At 66.5% G+C, this 21,136-nt stretch carries 15 protein-coding genes, 1 tRNA gene and 3 pseudogenes; 7 read left to right on the top strand and 12 right to left on the bottom strand.

Translation table 11 applies throughout. From position 1 onward, the window contains the following. The first annotated feature begins 66 nt into the window (after positions 1 to 66). Positions 67 to 1,785: an HNH endonuclease signature motif containing protein gene (locus AC3IT0_RS02120; RefSeq protein ID WP_489322177.1), complete on the top strand. Its 1,719-nt coding sequence runs from the start codon at positions 67 to 69 to the stop codon at positions 1,783 to 1,785. A gap of 84 nt (positions 1,786 to 1,869) precedes the next feature. Here the strand turns inward: AC3IT0_RS02120 and AC3IT0_RS02115 are convergent, their stop codons facing one another. Then, complete coding sequence (locus AC3IT0_RS02115; protein ID WP_489322176.1) at positions 1,870 to 2,700, bottom strand: putative protein N(5)-glutamine methyltransferase; 831 nt, start codon at positions 2,698 to 2,700, stop codon at positions 1,870 to 1,872. Positions 2,701 to 3,005: 305 nt separating this feature from the next. Between AC3IT0_RS02115 and AC3IT0_RS02110 the strand changes: the two are divergent. Then, positions 3,006 to 4,178, top strand: a pseudogene (locus AC3IT0_RS02110) (alpha-amylase family glycosyl hydrolase); the annotation flags it as partial. Here AC3IT0_RS02110 and AC3IT0_RS02105 read toward each other — a convergent pair. Beyond that, a pseudogene (locus tag AC3IT0_RS02105) lies at positions 4,179 to 4,526 on the bottom strand (FAD-binding oxidoreductase); the annotation flags it as partial. It abuts the pseudogene before it with no gap. A gap of 117 nt (positions 4,527 to 4,643) precedes the next feature. Between AC3IT0_RS02105 and AC3IT0_RS02100 the strand changes: the two are divergent. Beyond that, positions 4,644 to 5,870, top strand: a pseudogene (locus tag AC3IT0_RS02100) ((Fe-S)-binding protein); the annotation flags it as partial. A 46-nt stretch (positions 5,871 to 5,916) separates the two neighbouring features. On the opposite strand, the gene AC3IT0_RS02095 reads toward AC3IT0_RS02100, so the two are convergent. The 5 genes from AC3IT0_RS02095 to arfA form a co-directional block, all read right to left on the bottom strand. Then, a complete protein-coding gene (locus AC3IT0_RS02095) occupies positions 5,917 to 6,825 on the bottom strand; it encodes an SDR family oxidoreductase (RefSeq protein ID WP_489322175.1) in 909 nt (302 codons plus the stop codon). Beyond that, the gene (malQ, locus tag AC3IT0_RS02090) at positions 6,822 to 9,080 is read right to left on the bottom strand and encodes a 4-alpha-glucanotransferase (RefSeq protein ID WP_489322174.1); all 2,259 of its coding nucleotides are present in this window, start codon (positions 9,078 to 9,080) and stop codon (positions 6,822 to 6,824) included. The genes AC3IT0_RS02095 and malQ overlap by 4 nt, the downstream gene beginning before the upstream one ends. A gap of 114 nt (positions 9,081 to 9,194) precedes the next feature. Beyond that, entirely contained in the window at positions 9,195 to 10,199 is a 1,005-nt protein-coding gene (locus AC3IT0_RS02085) for a LacI family DNA-binding transcriptional regulator (protein WP_489322173.1), read from the bottom strand. 6 nt (positions 10,200 to 10,205) lie between these two features. After that, complete coding sequence (locus AC3IT0_RS02080) at positions 10,206 to 10,790, bottom strand: HhH-GPD-type base excision DNA repair protein (protein WP_489322172.1); 585 nt, start codon at positions 10,788 to 10,790, stop codon at positions 10,206 to 10,208. A 46-nt stretch (positions 10,791 to 10,836) separates the two neighbouring features. Then, complete coding sequence (gene arfA, locus AC3IT0_RS02075) at positions 10,837 to 12,363, bottom strand: arabinosylfuranosidase ArfA (RefSeq protein ID WP_489322171.1); 1,527 nt, start codon at positions 12,361 to 12,363, stop codon at positions 10,837 to 10,839. A 445-nt stretch (positions 12,364 to 12,808) separates the two neighbouring features. Between arfA and AC3IT0_RS02070 the strand changes: the two genes are divergently transcribed. Then, positions 12,809 to 13,726, top strand: coding sequence for an ANTAR domain-containing protein (locus AC3IT0_RS02070; RefSeq protein ID WP_489322170.1), 918 nt, complete (start codon positions 12,809 to 12,811; stop codon positions 13,724 to 13,726). A gap of 134 nt (positions 13,727 to 13,860) precedes the next feature. On the opposite strand, the gene AC3IT0_RS02065 is transcribed toward AC3IT0_RS02070, so the two are convergent. Continuing rightward, positions 13,861 to 13,933, bottom strand: a tRNA-Lys gene (locus AC3IT0_RS02065). Between the two features lie 203 nt (positions 13,934 to 14,136). Here AC3IT0_RS02065 and AC3IT0_RS02060 point away from each other — a divergent pair. The 3 genes from AC3IT0_RS02060 (at position 14,137) to AC3IT0_RS02050 (ending at position 16,696) form a co-directional block, all read left to right on the top strand. After that, positions 14,137 to 14,796, top strand: coding sequence for a hypothetical protein (locus AC3IT0_RS02060; RefSeq protein ID WP_489322169.1), 660 nt, complete (start codon positions 14,137 to 14,139; stop codon positions 14,794 to 14,796). 267 nt (positions 14,797 to 15,063) lie between these two features. Beyond that, a complete protein-coding gene (locus tag AC3IT0_RS02055; protein ID WP_489322168.1) occupies positions 15,064 to 15,681 on the top strand; it encodes a DUF47 domain-containing protein in 618 nt (205 codons plus the stop codon). Between the two features lies 1 nt (position 15,682). Continuing rightward, positions 15,683 to 16,696 (top strand): inorganic phosphate transporter, encoded by a 1,014-nt coding sequence (locus tag AC3IT0_RS02050; RefSeq protein ID WP_489322167.1) that lies wholly within the window; start codon positions 15,683 to 15,685, stop codon positions 16,694 to 16,696. Between the two features lie 191 nt (positions 16,697 to 16,887). Here AC3IT0_RS02050 and pstB read toward each other — a convergent pair whose 3' ends face one another. From pstB to pstS, 4 genes are all read right to left on the bottom strand, one after another. Further along, on the bottom strand, positions 16,888 to 17,667 hold the full coding sequence (pstB, locus tag AC3IT0_RS02045; RefSeq protein ID WP_489322166.1) for a phosphate ABC transporter ATP-binding protein PstB: 780 nt from the start codon (positions 17,665 to 17,667) through the stop codon (positions 16,888 to 16,890). 80 nt (positions 17,668 to 17,747) lie between these two features. After that, positions 17,748 to 18,860 carry a phosphate ABC transporter permease PstA gene (gene pstA / locus AC3IT0_RS02040; RefSeq protein ID WP_489322165.1) on the bottom strand — a complete coding sequence of 371 codons (1,113 nt, stop codon included), beginning with the start codon at positions 18,858 to 18,860 and terminating at the stop codon, positions 17,748 to 17,750. After that, positions 18,861 to 19,793: a phosphate ABC transporter permease subunit PstC gene (gene pstC, locus AC3IT0_RS02035; protein ID WP_489322164.1), complete on the bottom strand. Its 933-nt coding sequence runs from the start codon at positions 19,791 to 19,793 to the stop codon at positions 18,861 to 18,863. It abuts the gene before it with no gap. 102 nt (positions 19,794 to 19,895) lie between these two features. Further along, complete coding sequence (gene pstS, locus AC3IT0_RS02030; protein ID WP_489322163.1) at positions 19,896 to 21,017, bottom strand: phosphate ABC transporter substrate-binding protein PstS; 1,122 nt, start codon at positions 21,015 to 21,017, stop codon at positions 19,896 to 19,898. Between the last annotated feature and the right edge of the window lie 119 nt (positions 21,018 to 21,136).

The raw sequence follows: 21,136 nt of genomic DNA, 5'->3' as shown, positions 1-21,136 counted from the left end.
GGCGCTTCCAACACTGAGCTTTTCGACGGCGGCCAAAATGTCGTACCCCCTTGGCAGAGTATTCCTATGGAAGCTTTGACGGAGCGGCTTACGGGGAACGGCGGTAAAACTGCTGTGCTGACGCAGCCGGTGCCGCTGCAGGCCGTGCCAGCGGCCGCCGAGTTGAGGGCGGCGATCGCGTTGGTCAACGCTGCAGCCGCCGCCGCACCGGAGCAGCTGGCGATGGCCGGCTATGCTGAGGCCGCCGAATGCGCGGGCCTGGTCGAGGAACTCTCCCGCAGCGTGGACTACTTCCAAATCCTCTCAGCAGGTTCGGTGGACCGCACCCGGACCCAGGCCATCACCGCCGCCGCCACAGCCCGAACCTCCCGGACCTGGGTCACCGGCTGGGACAACGGCACCGAAACCCTGAACGAAACCGACGCCGACTGGCCCGCCGGGACCACGCGGACGGTTCCGGGATCCCCGGCCGACGACGGTTGCCGGACCACCGCTGAGTTCCTCCGGCAGCGGCTCCGGATCCCGATCCGGGAAGCGAACCGCCGCCTCCACCTCGCTCACGCCATCCTGCCCGACGCCACCCTCACCGGAGACCCCATACCTCCGGCCAGGGAACACCTCGCCGCAGCATTCTCCCCCACTAGCTCACAAAACCCGGACACCAGCACCAGCCTGCCCGAACAGGCCCAGGCAGTCTCGGTGACCGGGCCTGTGGTGTCCTCCCAGGCCGGGACCATCATCAGCGCCACCCTGGACCGACTCAAACACCAGACGACCCCCGAAACCCTGGACCGGATCGAACACGACCTCACCCACACCGCCGCCACCACCGACCCCGACTTCCTCGCCCGCGTCGCCCGCCGCTGGGCCGACACCATCGACGCCGACGGCGCCGAACCCACCGAAGAAGCACTCCGCCACACCCAAGGCGCGTTCATCCGCAAACCCCGCCACGGCCTGCACCACCTCGAAATCTTCGCCACCACCGACCAATACGAACACTTCGCCACCATCATGAACGCCGCCACCAACCCCCGCACCAGCCACACCGCAGAAACCGGCGAACGCGGCCCCGAAGCCGGCCAGGACACGGACGTCTGGCAGGACATCGACGTGGACCTGGACCGGCGGAGCCGGCCACAAAAACAACTCGACGGTATCGTCACCGCCTTCAAAGCCGCCCTCACCACCAACCAACTGCCCACCACCGGCGGAAACCGCCCCCAAATCCTCGCCACCATCAACTACCAGGACCTTCTCCCGCACGCCGGCGCAGCCGCCGAAACGGACACCGGAACCGGCGCAGGCACAAGCACGGGCACGGGCAAATGCAGCGCCGGGACTGGCGTAGGGAACTACACCTTCACCGGGCCCGTCGCCGCCGCCACCCTCCGCAAACTCGCCTGCGACGCCGACATCATCCCCGTCCTCCTCGGCACCCACGGCGAAATCCTGGACCTCGGCCGCAAAACGCGACTCTTCACCCCCGCCCAACGACTCGCCCTCACCGCCCGCGACCAAGGCTGCACCTTCCCCAACTGCACCGTCCCCGCCCCCTGGTGCGAAGCCCACCACATCACCTACTGGTCACAAAACGGCCCCACCAACACCGATAACGGCACGCTCCTCTGCTCCCATCACCACCATCTCATCCACAAAGAACAATGGACCATCCACACCCGCAACGGCGTCCCCTGGTTCACACCCCCACGCCACATCGACCCCACCCAAAAACCCCGGCAAAACCACTACTTCAAACCACCCCCACCACCCAGACGCGAGTAGACGCTGCCACAGCGCGAATAGACGAGGGTGCAGCGCGAATGGGAAGCCGCCGCTGCAGGAAGAGGTACCTGCCAACCCGCCGCTCTACGAACGCCGGGCCTGTGCGACTACAACCGTGCCGTCCAGTTCTTCTGAGCGGACGGTCCTGACAGCGAAGCCTGCACCCGCCAGGATCGACGCCGTCCCTGCGGCCTGCCGCTCGCTGGTTTCGATGATGAGATTCCCGCCGGGCCGCAGCCATTCGCTGGCCTCCGCAGCGACGCGACGGTGGAATTCGAGTCCGTCAGTGCCGCCGTCGAGCGACCACAACGGTTCGTGCTCCCGTGCCTCGTGGGGCATGGAATCTATGGCGCCGGTGGGGACATAGGGGGCGTTGACCGCCAGAACACGGATCCGTCCCTTGATTGCGGGCGGAAGCGCATCGAACAGGTCGCCTTGGTGGACCTCACCACCCGCGCGGCCAATGTTCCGGCGGGCGCAGGCCACCGCGGCCGGGTCAATGTCCGCCGCGTGGAGCTCCAACCCCACAACCCGGAAGGCGATGGCAGCACCTACCGCACCGGACCCGCAACACAGGTCCACAACAACGGCGGGCTCCGAACCATCCCGGCGCTCCCGCATCTGGTCCGGGGAGAGCAGCGCCAAGGCCTCATCCACCAATAGCCCGGTCCGGCGGCGCGGAACAAAAACCCCGGCATCGAGCTCAATCCGGAGTCCACAGAACTCCGCCCAGCCGAGGATGTGCTCCAGCGGATACCCGGCAACGCGCCGCTCCACTGCCGACGCGATTTCGGCCGGGCCGGACACTGCTGCCAGGAGAAGCCGGGCTTCCTCCTCCGCAAAGACGCACCCGGCAGAGCGAAGCCGCTCAGCGATCCCCAAGAGGGACTCAACGTGCAATTCAGTGGCTGACATGGGTACACCCTCCGCAGTCTGATGGGCACCGAGCACCGTCGCCCGCCTCTGAATGTACGCGAACATAGCCTCTGGCCGCCCAACCCAAAAGACTGGATTTATTCAGTGCAAGCGCTTACAGTGTGCCGTGGTTCACCTCGCGATCGCTCTCTGGTTGCCGGCGCGAACCGCATCACTGACCGCCAAACTGACGCCACCACCCTCACATCCCCACAGAACCCTGTACAGCATCGCCGCTACCAGGAAGGTCTCCTGACGTGAACACACGCACCCGCCGAGGCTCAATCCAACGCCTCAACTACCCGATGACAACATGGCTGGGACTGCTCGCCGCAGCCATGGTCGTTTCGACTTCCTCTCTCCCCGCACACGCGGCGCCGGGCCCGAAAGACCCGGGGTCGTCGTCGGCCCTTCACTCCCTCCGCGCCCCGGTGACGGACGAGAATTTCTACTTTGTGATGGCTGACCGCTTCAGCAACGGTGACACAACCAACGACGACGGCGGTCTGGGCAGCGACCCCATGGTGTCCGGCTTCAACCCGACAAAAAAGGGCTTCTACAACGGCGGCGACCTGGCCGGGCTGCTGGACAAGATCGACTACATCCAGGGCCTGGGCACCACGTCCATCTGGCTCACCCCCAGCTTCAAGAACAAGGCGGTGCAGCCCGAGGACAATTCGGCCGGCTATCACGGCTACTGGATCACCGACTTCACCCAGATCGACCCCCATCTGGGCACCAACGGCGAGTTGAAGGCCCTCATCGACGAAGCCCACTCGCGCGGCATGAAGGTGTACTTCGACATCATCACCAACCACACCGCGGACGTGATCGGCTACGAAGAGGACGCCCGTGAGCCGTACAAATCCAAGGACACGGACCCGTACAGGACAGCGGACGGCGAGGCCTTCGATGACCGCGACTTCGCAGGGTCGAAGGATTTTCCGGAGCTTGATGTCAGGACGTCCTTCCCGTACGCCCCCGTTCTCGACCCGGCCGAACAAAACCTGAAAGTCCCCACCTGGCTGAACGATCCCACGCTGTACCACAACCGCGGCGACACCACCTTCCAAGGCGAGGACTCCTACTACGGCGACTTCTTCGGCCTGGATGACCTCTTCACCGAGAACCCCAAGGTGGTGGACGGCATGGAGGAGATCTACAAGACCTGGATCGGCGATTTCGGGGTGGACGGCTTCAGGATCGACACCATGAAGCACGTCAACAACGAGTTCTGGCAGGAATTCGGCCCGGAGATGCTCAGCTACGCCAAGGCCCAGGGTAAGGACGAGTTCTTTATGTTCGGCGAAGTCTTCGACACGTCCAAGTCCTTCACTTCGCAGTTCACTACCCGCAACCAGATGCAGGCCGTGCTGGACTTCCCGTTCCAGGATGCCGCCCGGAACTTCGCCTCCAAGAGCCAGGCCACCCGCTCACTGGAGACTTTCTTCGCGGGCGATGACTGGTACACCGACGCCGCGGGCGAGCCTCGCGTTGAGCGCACGCACGGTCACGCCGGGCTGCACGCGGACCCGCGCGCCGTCGTCGAGCACTTCGATGTCCCTGAAATTGCGGCGGACGTCTACCAGCACGCCGTCGGTGACCGCCTGGCCGCTGAGGCTGGTTCCGCCGGAGCGGAAGGTCAGCGGCACGCCCTGGGCGGCGCTGGCACGAAGCAGCCCGCCCACCTCGACGGCGCTCCCGGCCGTGACCACGGCCTGCGGAATCAGGAGGAAATGTGAGGCGTCGTGGGCGTTCGCATGCAGGTCGATGGCGCGGGTCTTCCGGGACCATGCCGCCCTGCTCGTGGAGTACTCCGCCGGCAGCGCAGGGCAACTGGCTGAACACCAAGGGATCGGCGAGGGGATTCTCCCGGGGCTCGGGCTGTCCGCCCCGACCCGGTTCACCGGTGACTCCCGGGAACGCGGGCAGCTCTGGCAATTGAGGAAGTGGACCGTTGCGTCTCCTGCGGCTACTGCGAGCCGGTGTGCCCCAGCAAGGACATCACCCTTACCCCGCGGCAGCGGATCGTCACGCTTCGCGCCATCGAAGCCGCGCGGCTGGCAGGGGACACTGCGTTGGTCACGGAACTCGAAAAGGACTACGAGTACGAGTCCGTTGACACCTGCGCCGTCGACGGAATGTGCCAGACTGCATGCCCGGTGGACATCAACACCGGGTCGCTCGTCAAAAAACTGCGGAAGGCCGACGCCGGCCCGCTCGCCAACGGCGCTTGGAATACCGCCGCCAAGCACTGGGAAGGCGTCACCCGGGGTGCTTCGCTGGCCCTGACAGTGGTCAACAAACTCCCTGCCGCCGCCATCGCTCCGCCCAATAAGGCCGCGCGGGCAGTGCTTGGGGAAGATACAGTCCCGCTGTATTCGGCCGAACTCCCGGGCGGCGGTTCGGTGCGGAAGCGTCCGACGCCGGCCGGCGAAGTGGACGCTGTCTACTTCCCTGCGTGCGTGGGGACCATGTTCGGGCCCGCGGGTACGGCTCAGGACAGCAAAGGGAAAGGCGTCCAGTACAGCTTCGAACAGCTCTGCGCCAGGGCCGGGCTTGCCCTGCTTGTCCCGGACGGGATCGACGGCCTCTGCTGCGGCACTCCCTGGTCCTCCAAAGGCATGGCTGCCGGCCAAAAAACGATGCGGGAGAAGACCTTGGCAGCGCTCCGGGAGGCCACCCGGGACGGCGAGCTTCCCATCATCTGCGACGCGTCCTCCTGCACCGAGGGCCTGCGCCAGGCCGTCGAATCGGACACGCCGGCAGCAGGGCAGCGTCCACTGCGAATGGTGGACGCCGTGGACTTCGTGGCGAACCGGATCCTTCCCGGACTGCCCGATCACGGGAAGCTGGAGTCCCTGGCCCTGCACCCCACCTGCTCATCCACCCGGATGGGCCTCAACGATGCCCTCGGCGCTGTTGCCGGTGCCGTGGCTGAGCGCGTGGAGGTCCCGGAAAACTGGGGCTGCTGCGCCTTCGCCGGGGACCGTGGCATGCTGCACCCGGAGCTGACGGCATCAGCTACCGCAAAGCAGGCCGCGGAGGTGGCGGACATGGGCGCGGCGGCGCACGCCTCCTGCAACCGGACCTGCGAACTGGGCATGACGCGGGCAACCGGCGCGCAGTACCGCCACGTGCTGGAACTCTTGGAGGAGGTCACCCGCTGACCCGGGGCAGATAAGGTGACAGCGGTGGGCTGGCCACCCGGCGCGGCTAGCCCCGGACCGTGTGCCCGAGGCCTCTGACAAACCGCCCGATCGCGAGCTCGGCAGTTGGCGGCTCGCCGAAGAACTGCCGCTGAAGAGCGGTGTCTGCGACGTACCGGCCGGTCTGGAACCACTCGATCATGGCGGCCAGGTCCTTGGCCATGGGGTTGACCGGCGCCAGCACTGTCCCCGCAGCACGGACAATGCCGGTGGGGACGGACCGGACACGAAGGGCCCGGCCGGTGAGCCGTCCCGCGATGTCCGCGACGTCCTGCATGGCCACTGGCCGGTCCCAGCCGATGTCGATGCGCTGGCCCTCCAGGCCCGGAAGGTCAACCGCCTCCGCAAGATAGCCGGCGAGGTCGGACGTGAGGACAAAGGTCAGCGGGATCCGCGGTGATCCGATCCAGCTGAGCCGCCCTTTACGGAACGGGTCGCCGCCGAACCGGGTGACCTGGTCCAGGAACGTGCCCGGCCGAAGCGCCACGAACGGGACACCGAGTTCCTCCAGCCGGTCTTCGGTCAGCTTCTTATGCCAGAAGTGCGGAACCTTCGGCGTCTGGTCGCAGGTGAGGATGCTGGTGAGGACAAACCGCCGGACGCCCGAGCGGCTGGCTGCCTCCACAAGGTTGGTGTTGCCCACCGTGTCGGTTTTGGGGGTGTCCCCCTTGCGGTGCCTGGTGTAGCCCGCGGCCGAGGTGATCACGGCGTCGACGCCTTCCATGGCCCGCAGCAGCGACCAGGGATCCAGCATGTCGCCCCGCGCGATCTCCACCCCGGCAGCCTCGAGCACGGCGGCATCCGAGCCAGGCCGCACCAGCGCCCGCACCTGCTTACCCCGCTTGAGCAGCTCGGTGGCAACCTGGCTGCCCAGCATGCCGGTGCCTCCCACCACGAGTACGGGCCCGTCGGTCATTGGGGATCCCCCAACGCCTCCGAGACCGCACGCAGCAAGGCGTTGAAGCGCGGGTTGGCTGGAAGGTCGTCGATGAACACCGGCTTTCCGTCCGGACCACCGAGCGGGACCTGCCAGTTCGGGTACAGCGCCTCGGTGGTGCCGGGCTGGTTCTGCACCCGACGCTCCCCCACAGCGTCCACCAGCGCCACCCCGAGAAGGACCGACGGCGTCTGTGCCAGCAGTCGGTGCAGCGCCACTATGGTGCGCTCCTCGCTGCCGTGGGCGTCGGCGGTGGAGGAAGAGGCACCGTCGGAGGAAGCGCTACCCTCAGGCAGCAGCCCGCGTTCGCGCAGCAGCCCCATCATCTTTTCCAGCGTGGCCGTGTGCTCCGCCCGCTCTTCCGCCTCGGAGCGTTCCAGGAGGCCCAGCCTGCTGCGGAGGGCCACGTGGTCGCCCGCCAGGTAGCCTGCGGTGGGCGGCAGGTCGTGGGTGTTGACGCTGGCGAGGGCCTGCGTGCGGTACCTTTCCGGCGGCAGCGGTGAATCGCCGTCGTTCTCGAACCAGAGGATGGAGGTGCCCAGGATGCCGCGGGCAGCGAGGTAGTCGCGCACCCACGGCTCGAAGGTTCCCAGGTCCTCGCCGATCACCACGGCGCCGGCACGCTGGGCCTCCAACGCCAGGATGCCGATCAGCGCTTCGTGGTCGTACGTGACGTAGGCGCCGTCGCGCGGGGAGTTGCCGGCCGGCACCCACCAGAGGCGGAACAGGCCCAGCACGTGGTCCACCCGGATGCCGCCTGCGTGCCGGAGCACGGTGGAGAGCATGTTGCGGAACGGCGCGTAACCGGCCTCCGCCAGGCGGGCGGGATGCCACGGCGGCTGGTTCCAGTCCTGGCCCAGCTGGTTATACATATCCGGCGGCGCCCCCACGCTGATCCCGGGCGTCAGGACATCACGTAGGGTCCAGGCGTCGGCGCTGCTGAGGTCAACACCCACGGCAAGATCGTGCACCACGCCCAGTCGCATCCCCGCCCGGCGCGCCGCCTGCTGGGCGTTCTCAAGCTGCTCGTCACAGATCCACTGCAGCCAGCGGTGGAACCCGATCCTGTCCGCAAGCTTCGCGCGGAGTGACTCCGCTTCAGGGGATCCCAGTGCGCAGTCCGGGTCGGCCCACAGTGGATGGTCCGGTGCCAGATCTTCGCGGATGGCGGACCAGAGCGCAAAGTCATCCAGCCCGGAGCCGGAGATCCGGCAGAACTCGTCGAACGCCGCCTGCCGCGCCGGCGAGCGCCGCGCGTGGTACAGGAGCTCCAGAGCCTGGAGCTTCGCGGCGTACACGGTGTTCCGGTCCAGCCGTTCGCCGTCCTTGTTCAGGGCCTGGACCTGCTCCTGCAGCGTGTCCACCGTTGCGCGCCGACGCGGCTTCAGGTAGGCGATTTCCGGGATGGCCTCCACCCGGATGTACAGCGGGTTGAAGAAGCGCCGCGTGGACGGCGAGTAGGGCGAGGGCTGGACCGGCGGCACGGGTTCCGCCGCGTGCAGCGGGTTGACCAGGACATAGTCCGCACCACGGGTGCCGCTGAGCGCGGCCAGGTCCGCGAGGTCGGCGAAGTCGCCGATCCCCCAGGACCGTTTGGACCGCACGGAGTAGAGCTGGGTGGCCAGGCCCCAACCCCGCCGCTCCACCAAGGAATCGGCGGTGGTGAGCCGCGCCGGAACCACCACCAGCGCGCCCTCGGCTGTGACGCCGTCGGACTCTGCCTGCAGTGTGTGCCAACCCAGCGGCAACCCCTCCGGCACAGCGAAGGTGGCCCGGCCGGTGGCCACGCCATCCACGTCCCGGGGCGGCACCCAGGCGTCCTGCTGGACGGCGGCCACGGGCTCCCCCGCGCCAGCCTCCAGCACAACCGTCAGTCGAGCCGTGGCGCCGTCCCGGACGTGGATGGGAACCAGTGCGGTTTGGCCCTGCTGAACCACGACGGCGGGCGGCAGCATCCGCCGCCACGGCGCCACATCCGCCTCGGCCAGGGCAGTCTCGATCAGCTGGTTCGTCTGGGCCGGGACGCCCAGCGCCGCCAGGACCTTGGTCAGCGTCTCCGCGGCCACGCTGTGCGGCAGCCCGTCCCAGCCGTGGAACGAGGTGCCCACGCCGTGGGCGTCCGCCAAACGCTGGAGGAGCTGCTGGTCCACGGGCTCATAACCGGCCGTATCACCATCGCCCGGCGGTGCCGGCGTGCCGAAAGTTTGAGCGTGCTGCTGGTCTGGAGCCTTCATGGATGTCCGCCTCGTCTGGTGTGATGGGCCCGAACTTACATTGCTTGCCGACGCACGGAAGCAAGACGCCCCCGCGCAAGACTGTTGCAGCCAACGATAGTCCGGCGGCAGCCCTCAGGGCGCCGAATCCCGGATTTTCAGGACAAAGCCCGCCTCCGCGTGGACCCCGTCCGCCCCCGCTTCCAGCCCGTCAATCCGGTCGATCAGCAACCCGACGGACCGTTCCGCAATCTCGTCCATGCCGGGCGACACAGTAGTGAGCGACGGCGAGGCGAACCGTGCCTCGTCGATGTCGTCAAAGCCCACCACCGCCACGTCCTGGGGCACCTTCACGCCACGGACGAGCAGTTCGTGCAGGGCTCCCAGGGCGAGGGCGTCGTTCAGCCCGAACACGGCATCAAACGGAACGCTGCGCCCCAGGAGGCCGGCGACGGCGGCTGCTCCCCCGTCGCGGCGCCATTCACCGGGTGCCACCAGGGCCGGGTCAAACGGAACGCCGGCGGCCTCCAATGCGCTCCGGTAACCGTTCAGCCGCAGCCCGGCAGAGCCTGCTGACTCGCCGGGGCGGGCGCCAAGCACGGCAATGCGACGGCGGCCTCCGGCCAGCAGGTGGTCGGTGAGGGCCTCGGCGGCGTCCTGGTTTCTCATGGTGACCAGATCCAGCCGGGGATCCAGAATGTGCTCCCCGAGCAGCACCACCGGTTTGGTGCCGCGGTGGGAGGCGACGGCGTCGGCCCCCATGACCAGTGGTGTAAACAGCAGGCCGTCAGTCAGCTGCCGCAGCGGCCCCTGCAGGGCACCGAGTTCATTGGTCTCCAGGGCGCCGGACTGTTCCACCAGCACCCGGTAGCCGCGCCGTTCCGCCGCCGTCATCACGCGGGAGGCCAGCTCCGCGTAGTACGGCACGGCGAGGTCGGACAGCACCAGGCCCAGCATGTGGGTCTTCCCGGAGCGAAGGCTGCGGGCCGTCAGGTTCGCCTCGTAGCCCAGTTCGGCGATGGCGTCCTGGACCCGCTGCCGGGTGGCCGGCCGGATGAACTCGTAGTCGTTGAGCACGTTCGACACGGTCTTCAGCGACACCCCGGCGGCGCGGGCAACATCGTTCATGGTCACTGCCATCCGCGGTCAGCCTTTGGCAGCCTTGGCCGCCGCCTTTGCTGCCTGCTTGCTGGCCCGCACCTTGGCGAGCGATTCAGGGCTCACAATATCGGCAACCGAAAGGAACGCATCCTCCTGGCCGTAGTGGCCGGCGGCCTCGCGCCAGCCGGTGGCGCTCAGCCCGCGCTGCTTCCCCAGGAGCGCAAGGAAGATCTTCGCCTTCTGTTCCCCGAATCCTGGCAGTGCCTGCAGTCGGCGCAGCACCTCCGGGCCGTCCGGATCGCCCTTGGTCCAGATCAGCGTCGCGTCGCCGTCCCAGTCGTGCTGGACCGCTTCGGCGAGCGCCTGGACGCGCCCCGCCATCGAGCCGGGGAACCGGTGCACCGCGGGCCGTTCCTTGAACACCTCGACGAACGCCTGGGGTTCGTACGCGGCAACCGCGGCCGGGGCGATGGACCCGATCCGGGCCCGGATCTTCTCCGGCCCGGCAAAGGCGGATTCCATGGTTACCTGCTGGTCCAGCAGCATGCCTGTCAGCAGCGCAAACGCGTCATCGGTCAGCAGTTGATCGGCTACCGGGTCACCGGTGATATGCAGTTCCATGGCCCTCATCTTTCCACCTCCCGCGGCCTGCGTCATGACCTCGGGTTTTCGCGGGTCAGGATTCCACGGCCAACCGGATCATGGACCAGGACACCGCCGGGAGTTCTGCGGTGAGCCGGCCGCCGGCGGCCTTGACGCTCACGTTCGCGGCGGGCAGGACCGACGTCGAATCATCCGCGGTGGCCTGCCAGTACGGGTCCTTGTTGGCATAGGTGACCGCCTCCACCACGCGGACACTGCCGAGTCCCGCGACGGCGGCGTCCAGGGTCAGGGCGTCCGTCGCCGAGCGGTTCACGGCAAAGATGACCGCCTCGCGGTTGTCGGCGTCGAGCGTGGCCACCGCGGACAGGGCGGCGAAGTCCGCCGTTGTGCCGCCGCTGACTAGCGGGGACTCGATGGCGAGCTGAAGCACCGTGCCGGCGGCGTGGCGGCTGGTGAGGGCAAATGGGTGGAAGGTGGTCTGCTTCCATGCCGTCCCTCCCGGTTCCGTCATGATGGGGGCAATGACGTTGACCAGCTGGGCAAGGCTCGCGGCGTGCACGCGGTCGGTGTTGCGCAGCAGGGTGATGAGGAGATCCCCGACGACGACGGCGTCCGCCACCGTGTATTTGTCCTCCAGCAGGACCGGGGCCACCGGCCAGTCCTTGCCGGTGGGCGCCTTCGATTCGGCGCGGCTCATGTGCCAGACGTTCCACTCGTCAAAGGAGATGTTGACCTGTTTCGTGGATTTCCGGACGGACTTCACATGGTCGATATGGCTCACGATGTCCACGATGAAGGATTCCATTTTGTGCCCGGCGGCCAGGTGTTCCTGCAGGTCACCGGCGTCCTCAAAGTACTGGTGGGCGGAGATCAGGTCCACGAGGTCGTACGTTTCCGTCAGCACCACCCGCTCCCACTCGCCGAACGTGGGCATGGTGGGCGCCGAACTGCCGCAGGCCACCAGCTCGAGGTCCGGGTCCACCATCCGCATGGCACGGGCGGTGTCAGCCGCCAGCCGGCCGTACTCAGTGGCGTTCTTGTGGCCGATCTGCCAGAAGCCGTCCATCTCGTTGCCCAGGCACCACATTCTGATGCCGTAGCCGTTTTCGGCCCCGTTGGCCTGGCGCTGGTCCGAGAAGGCCGTGCCGCCGTCGATATTGCAGTATTCGAGCAGGTCCAGCGCCGCTTGTGTCCCGCGCGTGCCCAGGTTGACCGCCATCATCGGTTCAACGCCCGCCTTGGCCGACCACTTGGCGAACTCGTCAACGCCCACGAGGTTGGGATCGGTGGAGTGCCAGGCGAGATCCAGCCGTGCCGGGCGCTGCTCAACCGGGCCCACGCCGTCTTCCCAGCGGTACCCGGACACGAAGTTGCCGCCAGGGTACCGGACCGTGGAAACACCGAGTTCGCGGGTCAGTTCCAGGACGTCCGTGCGGAACCCGTCCTCGTCCGACTGGGGGTGCTCGGGCTCGAAGATGCCGGTGTAGACGCAGCGTCCCAGGTGTTCCACGAAGGCGCCGAACGTCCGTCGCCGGACGGGTCCGACGGTGAACGCCGGATCGATGGTGATCTTGCCGGCGGTGGTCTTTTCTGCGTTCATGGTCAGTCCTTTATTCCCGGTGTTTACAACGTTGTAGAAACCCATTCTTGGCGCTCACGCCGTGAGAGTCAAGGGACGCTGGCGGAGGGGAATTCTTCAGCTCGGATTTGAGTAGTCGGCCAAAACCAAGTACTACCTAATTTGAAAAACACGTACCGATTACGCGGTCGCGCGGGACCATGCCAGAACTACCTTCGACTAAAGAGTTAAGACTCGCCAATCGCACTGGGCTCGATGTCTCACTAGGGGTTGTGAGCAGGATGAATACAGGACACCGCAGCCGCGTTTTCCCGTTCCAAGGGGTTCGGGAAGTATGCGGGGCCGGCGACGAGGAGGTCTTCGAGACCAAGGCCTCTCCCCCAGCCGTCGCCGGCCCTCTGTCCTCCACTGTGCACATTCATTCAACGCTTCCAGTCAGCTCCCGGTGCCCCGGCGGGAGGCGGACGTGAAGTTTTCCCGTTCGGAGGCTTCCCAGTCACACGCGTCGGCGGGCAGGCGGCCGGCGCCCGCTCATCCGGCCCAACACACCAGCCAGCATGTGGTCCCTCATCCCGGGCTGGCAGCAACCCCGGACCGCAGACCCAATCCGGCACCCGGCGACCGTCCGGTCACGGAACCGGCAGCGAAAGCTGTCACCATCGGGATGGTCGGGGTCGACGGGCTTATCCCCGACTTGGTCACCGGTTCGAAGGATCTGTCTGACTCGCTGGAAATCCTGGTCCACCTCGCGGGGGCCACAATGAGCCGGCTCGCGGGTGTCCCCATCGAATGTGCCGTGGTCCTGAACCGGGTCAGGCGGGCCAGAGCCACCGCAGGAACCGGCACGCAGACCGCAGCATTGGCCCGGCTGGAAAATGAGGTCGGCGAAGGCCCCCTGACCGAAGCCCTCACCGGCACAGGCACCGCGGCCATGAACCATGTTGCCTCCGATTTCCGGTGGGGATACTACAGGCCGCACCTCCAGAACTCCGGGTTCGACAGTGCCCTGGGTCTGCGGCTTTCCTTGGGCGAGGGCACCGAGGCCGCCCTCGCCTTCTTCGCAACCAGCCCGCATGCGTTTCCGCTGCACCTGATCTCCGAGGCACGCAGCTTCACTGACCTCGCATCCCGCGGCCTCAGGCTTGCCCTTGAGCTGGAGTCGGCCAGCACCAGGGCATCGGATCTGCAGTCCGCCTTGGAAAGCCGGACATCCATCGACATTGCGTGCGGCATCATCATGGCGCAGAACAGGTGTTCCTACAACGACGCAATTGCCATCATCTCCAAGGCGTCCAGCCACCGGAACATCAAGCTCCGCAAGGTGGCTGAGGGCATCCTGGCGAACCTGCCGGGCGGCGCGCCGGACACTCATTTCGAGCAATAGGCTCGCCGGGACCTCAGGTCCACGTATGTTTACCTGCGAGACCGCCTGAGTCACATCACCGGTAGCAGCGTTGTCCTCTGGAGCTTAAAACACAAGCAGGTCAGTGGCAATATGCCTCTGACCTGCGACGTGGGTGGGCCCTGTGGGGATCGAACCCACGACCCACGGATTAAAAGTCCGATGCTCTACCAACTGAGCTAAAGGCCCCAGCCGATGGTCAAACGACCGATCAGCCCAGTCCATTTCTGGACGTAAAATACTTTACCCCAAACACGGGGCGGCTTTGGCACGCAGGCGCGTTCCGCCGTCGTACTTTCCGGATTCCGCTCAGCGTCACCGGCGCCGGCGAGGTCCGTCCTGGCAACGAACAGCACTCGATTTCCCGCGCGGCACAGGAGTAGCGTGGGGGCATGAGCGAACAAGCAGCACCCAGTCACTACGGCGGAGCCAACCGGCATCACAAGCCCAAGCCGTTCGCCCCCATCGACTTTGAGCCGTTCGCAGGCGGCCCGGATCCCGCACGCGTGTCCGAGGCCGCCCACCTCGCTGCCCAGGCACTGGTGCGCCACGGACGCGACAGCGACGATCCCGTCATCACCGAACGCCTGGTCAAACTGACGGACGAGCAGGGACTGGAGGCCATCGCGGAGATGTGGGCGGAAAGCCCGGCGCGTTCGCTTCCCGGCGCCCTCTGGCGGCTTTACGCCCTGCGCGCCGCCACTGTCCAGGACCCGGAACGGATCTCCGTGTACTTCCGCGCGGGCAAGGACACCGCGCAGGTCTCCCACGTGGTGGCCGGCGCCGCTGAACCGCCAGGAGCCGAGGAAATGCGGGCCCTGGCTGACGCCATTCTCTCCGGCGCGTTCGACGGCGAGTTCGACGTCGCGCTGGAACGTTCGGCCGCGTTCTGCCGCGTTGTGGCGCTGGGCCAGGCGACGATCGCCGACGGCGCCGAGCACGGCAACGAGGCCCACGCGAGCAAGCTCACGCGCAACTCGCACCAGCTCGTGAAGACGGCCGAGGACCTTGAACATGCGGCAAATGCCTGGCGCTTGGGCGAGCTCGACTGAACCACCGGCGCCGATCTGTCAATGTTGACTTGGGCCAAGCAACGTAGAACACTGAAACTGGTGTCGAGCCGCGAAACCCCCGGGCTTCAACAATTAGCCGCCTAGAGCGGCCTACCGCCGAGAGGCGTATCCGGTTCGGCACCATTTTTATGCCTGTCTACAGGCCTCGGGAACGGGCCGGTAGAATCGACACAGCTGCTGGCCTGCGTCAAGTCACAAGTGGGCGGCCCCCGACCCCTGTACATCCCCGGAGACCGGTAACCCAACGTGAAGCTGCGCCTTTTTCCCCAGGAGCCCGCAGGGCTGACCCTGCTGTCCCAGATGGCCCAGCAAATTGTGCATGCCAGCGCCACCATGGCAGAGATCCTGGGCGTCCCTGCCTCCGAGCATGCCAAGCTCGTGGACGACATGCACAACCACGAGGCCAGGTCCGCCGAGCTGCACTTTGCCTTGCTCACCCACATGCGCACGAGCTTTGTGAACCCGCTCCCCCGCGAAGACATGTACGCACTGTCCCGCTACCTCAACGAAGCCCTCGAGAAACTGGACGGCGCCGCGGAACTTGTGTCCCTGTACCAGCTGGACCGCCTGCCGCGGCGGGCCGCCGACCAGCTCGAGATCATCAGCCGGCAGGCCGAGCTCACCGTGGACGCCATGCGCCGGCTCAACAACCTGGACGACCTCGAGGACTACTGGATCGAGATCCTGCGGCTGGCCAAACGCGCGGAAAGGGTACACCGGATCTGGGTGGCAGACATGATCCAGGACATGAAGTGGGCGCAGTACTCCCGTAACCGCGACGTCGCCAACCAGCTGGTGGAAGTCACCAAGGACATGCGGCGCATTGCCACGCAGGTAGGCAGCATCATCGTCAAGGAATCATGACGTGACGGTCGTGATTTTCGGCGCTGTGGTCCTGATGACCGCGGTGTTTGCCTTCCTCAACGGCTTCCGGGATGTCTCCGCGTCCGTGGCTCTCGCCGTCCGTACCAGGGCGCTCACCCCCAGCGTGGCCGTGCTGCTGGCCGCCCTGTTCAACTTTCTGGGGGCCCTACTCAGCGCTACCGCGGCGGTCGCCGTCGCCCGCACCTGGATCAGCCTGCCGGAAGGGGCAAGCGGCCTCAGCATTCTGCTGGCGGGGCTTGCCAGCGCCAGCGCCTGGGGGTTGCTCATGTGGTGGCGGGGCATCCCGGCGTCCTCCACCCACGCCCTGGTGGGCGGGCTGGCCGGGGCCGGGCTCGCAAGCCTGGCCGTGGGCGGGGCGGGAGTGGGCGGCGCTGACCGGTCCCTGCTGCTCCAGGTTGCCCTGCCGCTGCTGCTTTCGCCCGCGGTTGCCTACATCGGCGCGTACCTGCTGGTTTTCCCGGTGACCTGGGCGGCGAGGTATGCCCAACCCAACGTCATCAACCAGCGGTTCCGGCGCAGCCAGGCCATCGCGGCCGGCGCCGTGGCCTTCGGCCACGGCCTGCAGGACGGCCAGCGGGTGGGCGCCGTGCTGCTCCTTGCCCTGCTCGCGGCGGGCTACTCCGACGGCGAGAGCATCCCCCTGTGGGTGGCGCTGGTCTCCGCCGTGATGATCGCGGCCGGAACACTTTTTGGTGGCTGGCGGATCTCCCACACCATCGGCTACAAGATCACCAGGGTGGACCCGTTGCGGGGCTCCGTGGCCCTGACCTTCAGCGGCGTGATGCTGTTTCTCGGGGCGATCGCGCTGCATTTGCCACTCTCCACGACGCACACCGTGACATCATCCGTCCTGGGTGCCGGCGAGAACCAACCCTTCGCGGTAACCAACCGGAAGCTGGTCATGCAGATCCTGGCGCTATGGGTCCTGACGCCCGCGGCAGCCGCGGCCGGGGCCTTCGTGCTGGCCCTGGCGTTGTCACCGCTGCCGGGCTGAGCGTAAGCCATAAACACAGCATCGATTGTCCCCACCCCGCCCTTCTGAGCTGTCAAAAGGGCGCTGCCGGAGCAATCGATGCGTATTTGCCGGTGGGTGGTCCCACGCCGGCGAGGGCTGGGAGCCGGCGGGTGGGCCCACAGCCGCAGGGGTCCCCGGGCGAGCTTGCGAGCCTGGGGAGCGGCTGGGGACTATCCGAAGCGGCCGGAGACGTAGTCTTCTGTGGCCTTCACGGTGGGGTTGTTGAAGATGGTCTGGGTGTTGCCGTATTCGATCAGCTTGCCCGGCTTGCCGGTACCGGCGATGTTGAAGAACGCCGTCTTTTCCGAAACGCGGGCGGCCTGCTGCATGTTGTGGGTCACGATCACCACGGTGTACTGGTCCTTGAGATCGTTGATGAGGTCCTCGATGGCCAGCGTGGAGATCGGGTCCAGCGCCGAGCACGGCTCGTCCATGAGGATCACCTGCGGTTCCACGGCAATGGCACGGGCGATGCAGAGGCGCTGCTGCTGGCCGCCTGACAGGCCGGATCCGGGCTTCTCCAGGCGGTCCTTGACCTCGTTCCAGAGGTTGGCGCCCTGGAGTGACCTTTCCACCAGGACATCGGCCTCGCCCTTGGAGATCTTCTTGTTGTTCAGCTTCACGCCGGCCAGCACGTTGTCGCGGATGGACATGGTGGGGAACGGGTTGGGCCGCTGGAAGACCATGCCGATCTGCGAACGCACCGTCACGGGGTCCACGCCGGGGCCGTAGAGGTTGTCGCCGTCCATCAGGACTTCGCCTTCGACGCGGGCGCCGGGCAGAACCTCGTGCATGCGGTTCAGGGTGCGCAGGAACGTGGACTTGCCACAGCCTGAGGGACCGATGAAGGCCGTTACGGATTTTGCCTCGATGTGGATGCTGACATCCTCCACGGCCAGAAAATCGCCGTAGTACACGTTCAGGTCTTTGACGTCGATGCGCTTAGACATGGTGTTCCTTCACTTGCTGGGGTACGGATTGAAGTCTAGGGTTTGGCCGCGAGGACCGGAATGGCCTGCTGAAAAAAATTTCAACGGCCGGTCTTGGGGGCAAAGATCCTGGCGATCAGCCGGGCGCCAAGGTTCAGCACCATTACCAGGATGATCAGCACCAGGGCGGCGCCCCAGGCCCGCTGCGAGGACGGGTCCGGGTTGGCCGGTGAGGTGGGGTTCAGGATCTGGGTGTAGATAAACGTGGGCAGCGATGCCATCCAGCCGCCGAACACGTTGCTGTTGATGCTGGTGGCAAACCCGGCGGTGACCAGGATGGGCGCGGTCTCACCGATCACGCGGGCGATCGCCAAGGTAACGCCGGACGCGATGCCGGAGATCGCCGTCGGGATAACCACCTTGAGGATGGTGCGCCACTTCCGCACACCCAGCGCGTACGCCGCTTCGCGCAGTTCGTTGGGGACGATCTTGAGCATTTCCTCGCTGGAACGCACCACCACGGGGATCATCAGGACCGAAAGCGCGACGGCGGCGACGGCACCGGTTTTGGTGCCGGGCCCCACCACGGCGAAGAAGAACGCTGCGGCGAACAGGCCGGCCACGATGGACGGGATGCCGGTCATAACGTCCACAAAGAACGTGATGGCGCGGGCCAAACGGCCGTCGTGGCCGTACTCCACCAGGTAAATGGCGGTCAGCAGGCCGACCGGCACGGAGATCACGGTGGCTACCAGCGTGATCTGGATGGTGCCCATCAGGGCGTGGTAGATGCCGCCGATAACGGGGGCGCCCTCTTCGACGGCCCTGTTGTCGTAGACGCCCGTGACGCCGTTCATGGAGGTGGTGAGGAAACCCGGGGCGATCAGGCCGGGAACGCCGTTGACCAGCACCGTCCAGATCACGGAGATCAGCGGGAGCAGCGCGACCAGGAACGAGCCCACCACTAAGCAGGTGGCCAGCTTGTCCTTGGCTTTGCGGGAGCCTTCCACGGCGGCGCTCCAGCCCACCAGGCCGGCAGCGAAGAGGATGGCCGAGACGATGCCCCAGCCAAAGGCGTTGAACCCGATCAGTGCCAGGATTGCCGCGCCCACGATGAGCGCGAGTCCCAGGACAACGTACGGCGCGTACTTGGGCAGCTGGCCTTTGGTGAGGGCTGAACGTTTACTGCGCACGGGGGTAAGGGTGGAGGACATTTAGTTGGCTCCCGAGAATTCTTTGTGCCGGGTGATGATCCAGCGGGCGATCATGTTCACGGCAAGCGTGATCACAAACAGGACCAGGCCTGCGGCGATGAGCGTGCTGACCTTCAGGCCGCTGGCTTCGGGGAAGTTCAGCGCGATTTCCGCGGCGATGGTCTGGTTGCCGGACGTGATCAGGCTGGCGGTCAGGGCGCCCGAGGACAGGACCAGGGCCACGGCCATAGTCTCGCCAAGCGCACGGCCCAGGCCCAGCATGACGGCGCTGATGATCCCCGGGCGGGCGAACGGCAGGACCGACATCTTGATCATTTCCCAGCGCGTGGCGCCGAGGGCCAGGGCAGCTTCCTCGTGGAGCTTGGGCGTCTGGAGGAAGATTTCACGGCTCAGGGACGTGATGATGGGCAGAACCATTACCGCGAGCACAATGCCGGCGGTCAGGATGGTTTTGCCGGTGGCGGAGGCGGGGCCCTGGAAGATGGGCAGCCAGCCCATGTTCTCAGCCAGCCAGTTGTAGGCGGGGGAGATTTCCTTGGCAAGGAACGCCGCGCCCCAGGCACCGTAAACCACTGACGGGATGGCGGCCAGGAGGTCCACCACGTAGCCAAGGCCGGACGCGAGTCCGCGCGGGGCGAAGTGCGAGATGAACAGGGCCACGCCAATGGCGATGGGTGTTGCGATCACCAGTGCGATCACGGCTGCAATGAGGGTGCCGATAACGATCGGCCAGATGTAGGCGAAGAAGCCTTCGCCGCCCTGGATCTCGGCGGCCGGGGCGGTGAGCGCCGGAATGGCCTGGACAACAAGGAACAGGGCCACGCCGAACAGGACGGCGAGGATGAGGCACCCGGCGGTCAGTGCGGCGCCGGAAAAGATCTTATCCCCGGCGCGGCCTGCGCCCTGGGAACTATTCAGGGGGGTGGCGGTCATTCCAGACCCTTCGGTTGTGGGCGGTGCCTAAATCTAGCGTACAAAGCCAAGTTCCCCGCCCCGCCTTTCGGCGTTGCGGGGAACCTGGTTCAGGGACAGGTACTAGGACTTGACCTTGATGGATTCGATGGCCTTGGCGGCCTTCTCGGCGAGGGCCGGGGAGAGCGGCGCGGACTTCGCGGAGTCAGCAGCCGTCTTCTGGCCGGCGTCGGAAACTACGTAGCTTTCGAAGGCCTTGACGAGGTCAACGGTTTCCTGCTTGTCGTACGTGGAGCAGACAACGTGGTAGGAAACCAGGACGACCGGGTAGGCACCTGATGCCGTGGTCTTGCGGTCCAGCTTGATGGCGACGTCGGTCGCGGAGCGGCCTTCGACGGGCTTGCCGGCTTCAACAGCCTTGGCAGCGGCTTCGGCGGAGATCTTGACGAATTCCTCGCCCACCTTGATGGAGGCGGTGCCCAGCTTGCCGCCCACAGCGGAGTCATCCGCGTAGGTCACGGCGCCCGGGGTGTCGGTGACGGTCTTGACAACGCCGGAGGTTCCCTTGGCGTTCTCGCCCTGCAGGGTTGCGGGCCAGATGCCGGCAGCCTTGTCGGTCCAGACCTCGGCAGCAGCCGCCGCCAGGTACTCGGTGAAGTTGGTGGTGGTACCGGAATCGTCAGAGCGGTTCACCGGGGTGACCAACAGGTCCGGGAGGCTGACGCCCGAGTTCAGGGCGGCGATGGCGGGGTCGTTCCAGTTGGCGATCTCGCCGCGGAAGATCTTGGCCACGGTAGCTGCGTCAAGCTTCAGCTCGGTGATGCCGGGGACGTTGAACGCCACAGCGATCGGGGAGATGTAGACGGGGATGTTAATGGCGCCTTCCGGGCCACACTTGGCCTGGGAGCTGGTCCGCTCTTCATCCTTGAGGTATGCATCGGAGCCGGCGAACTGGGCCGAGCCGTCGATGATTGCCTTACGGCCTGCGCCGGAACCGTCCGGGGAGTACTGCACGGTGGCGCCGGGGTTGGCGGTGGCGAAGCCGGCCTTCCAGGCGTCCATGGCTGCGCCGGTGGAGGATGCTCCTATACCGGTCAGCGTGCCGGTGACCTTGGGGCCGGCAGAAGTCTGGGTGCCTGCAGCCGTGTTGCCAGTGGGGTTATCTGAACCGCAGGCGGTGAGCGCGAGTGCGCCGGCTGCGATTACAGCGATAGCCGCGTGGCGGCCGAAACGGAGTGCCTTCACTAGATGTACCCCTTCCAGGGATATTCAGCAGTTGCAGGACCGGAGACGCCCTGCAGCGCGATGCGTACGTTCTGTACCTTCATTGAATTTATGGGCCGCAGGTAACGGGATGGGCTGCC

This window comes from Pseudarthrobacter sp. KH_020_B, assembly GCF_057840185.1.
Note: the sequence above shows the minus strand (reverse complement) of the source record. Positions and strands in the feature narration are given on the sequence as shown.

Bases quoted from the DNA above. Each gene is read 5' to 3' on its own strand.
- AC3IT0_RS02120 (WP_489322177.1), top strand. From the start codon at position 67: ATGGAAGCTTTGACGGAGCGGCTTACGGGGAACGGCGGTAAAACTGCT.
- AC3IT0_RS02115 (WP_489322176.1), bottom strand. From the start codon at position 2,700: ATGTCAGCCACTGAATTGCACGTTGAGTCCCTCTTGGGGATCGCTGAG.
- AC3IT0_RS02095 (WP_489322175.1), bottom strand. From the start codon at position 6,825: ATGACCGACGGGCCCGTACTCGTGGTGGGAGGCACCGGCATGCTGGGC.
- malQ (WP_489322174.1), bottom strand. From the start codon at position 9,080: ATGAAGGCTCCAGACCAGCAGCACGCTCAAACTTTCGGCACGCCGGCA.
- AC3IT0_RS02085 (WP_489322173.1), bottom strand. From the start codon at position 10,199: ATGGCAGTGACCATGAACGATGTTGCCCGCGCCGCCGGGGTGTCGCTG.
- AC3IT0_RS02080 (WP_489322172.1), bottom strand. From the start codon at position 10,790: ATGAGGGCCATGGAACTGCATATCACCGGTGACCCGGTAGCCGATCAA.
- arfA (WP_489322171.1), bottom strand. From the start codon at position 12,363: ATGAACGCAGAAAAGACCACCGCCGGCAAGATCACCATCGATCCGGCG.
- AC3IT0_RS02060 (WP_489322169.1), top strand. From the start codon at position 14,137: ATGAGCGAACAAGCAGCACCCAGTCACTACGGCGGAGCCAACCGGCAT.
- pstB (WP_489322166.1), bottom strand. From the start codon at position 17,667: ATGTCTAAGCGCATCGACGTCAAAGACCTGAACGTGTACTACGGCGAT.
- pstA (WP_489322165.1), bottom strand. From the start codon at position 18,860: ATGTCCTCCACCCTTACCCCCGTGCGCAGTAAACGTTCAGCCCTCACC.
- pstC (WP_489322164.1), bottom strand. From the start codon at position 19,793: ATGACCGCCACCCCCCTGAATAGTTCCCAGGGCGCAGGCCGCGCCGGG.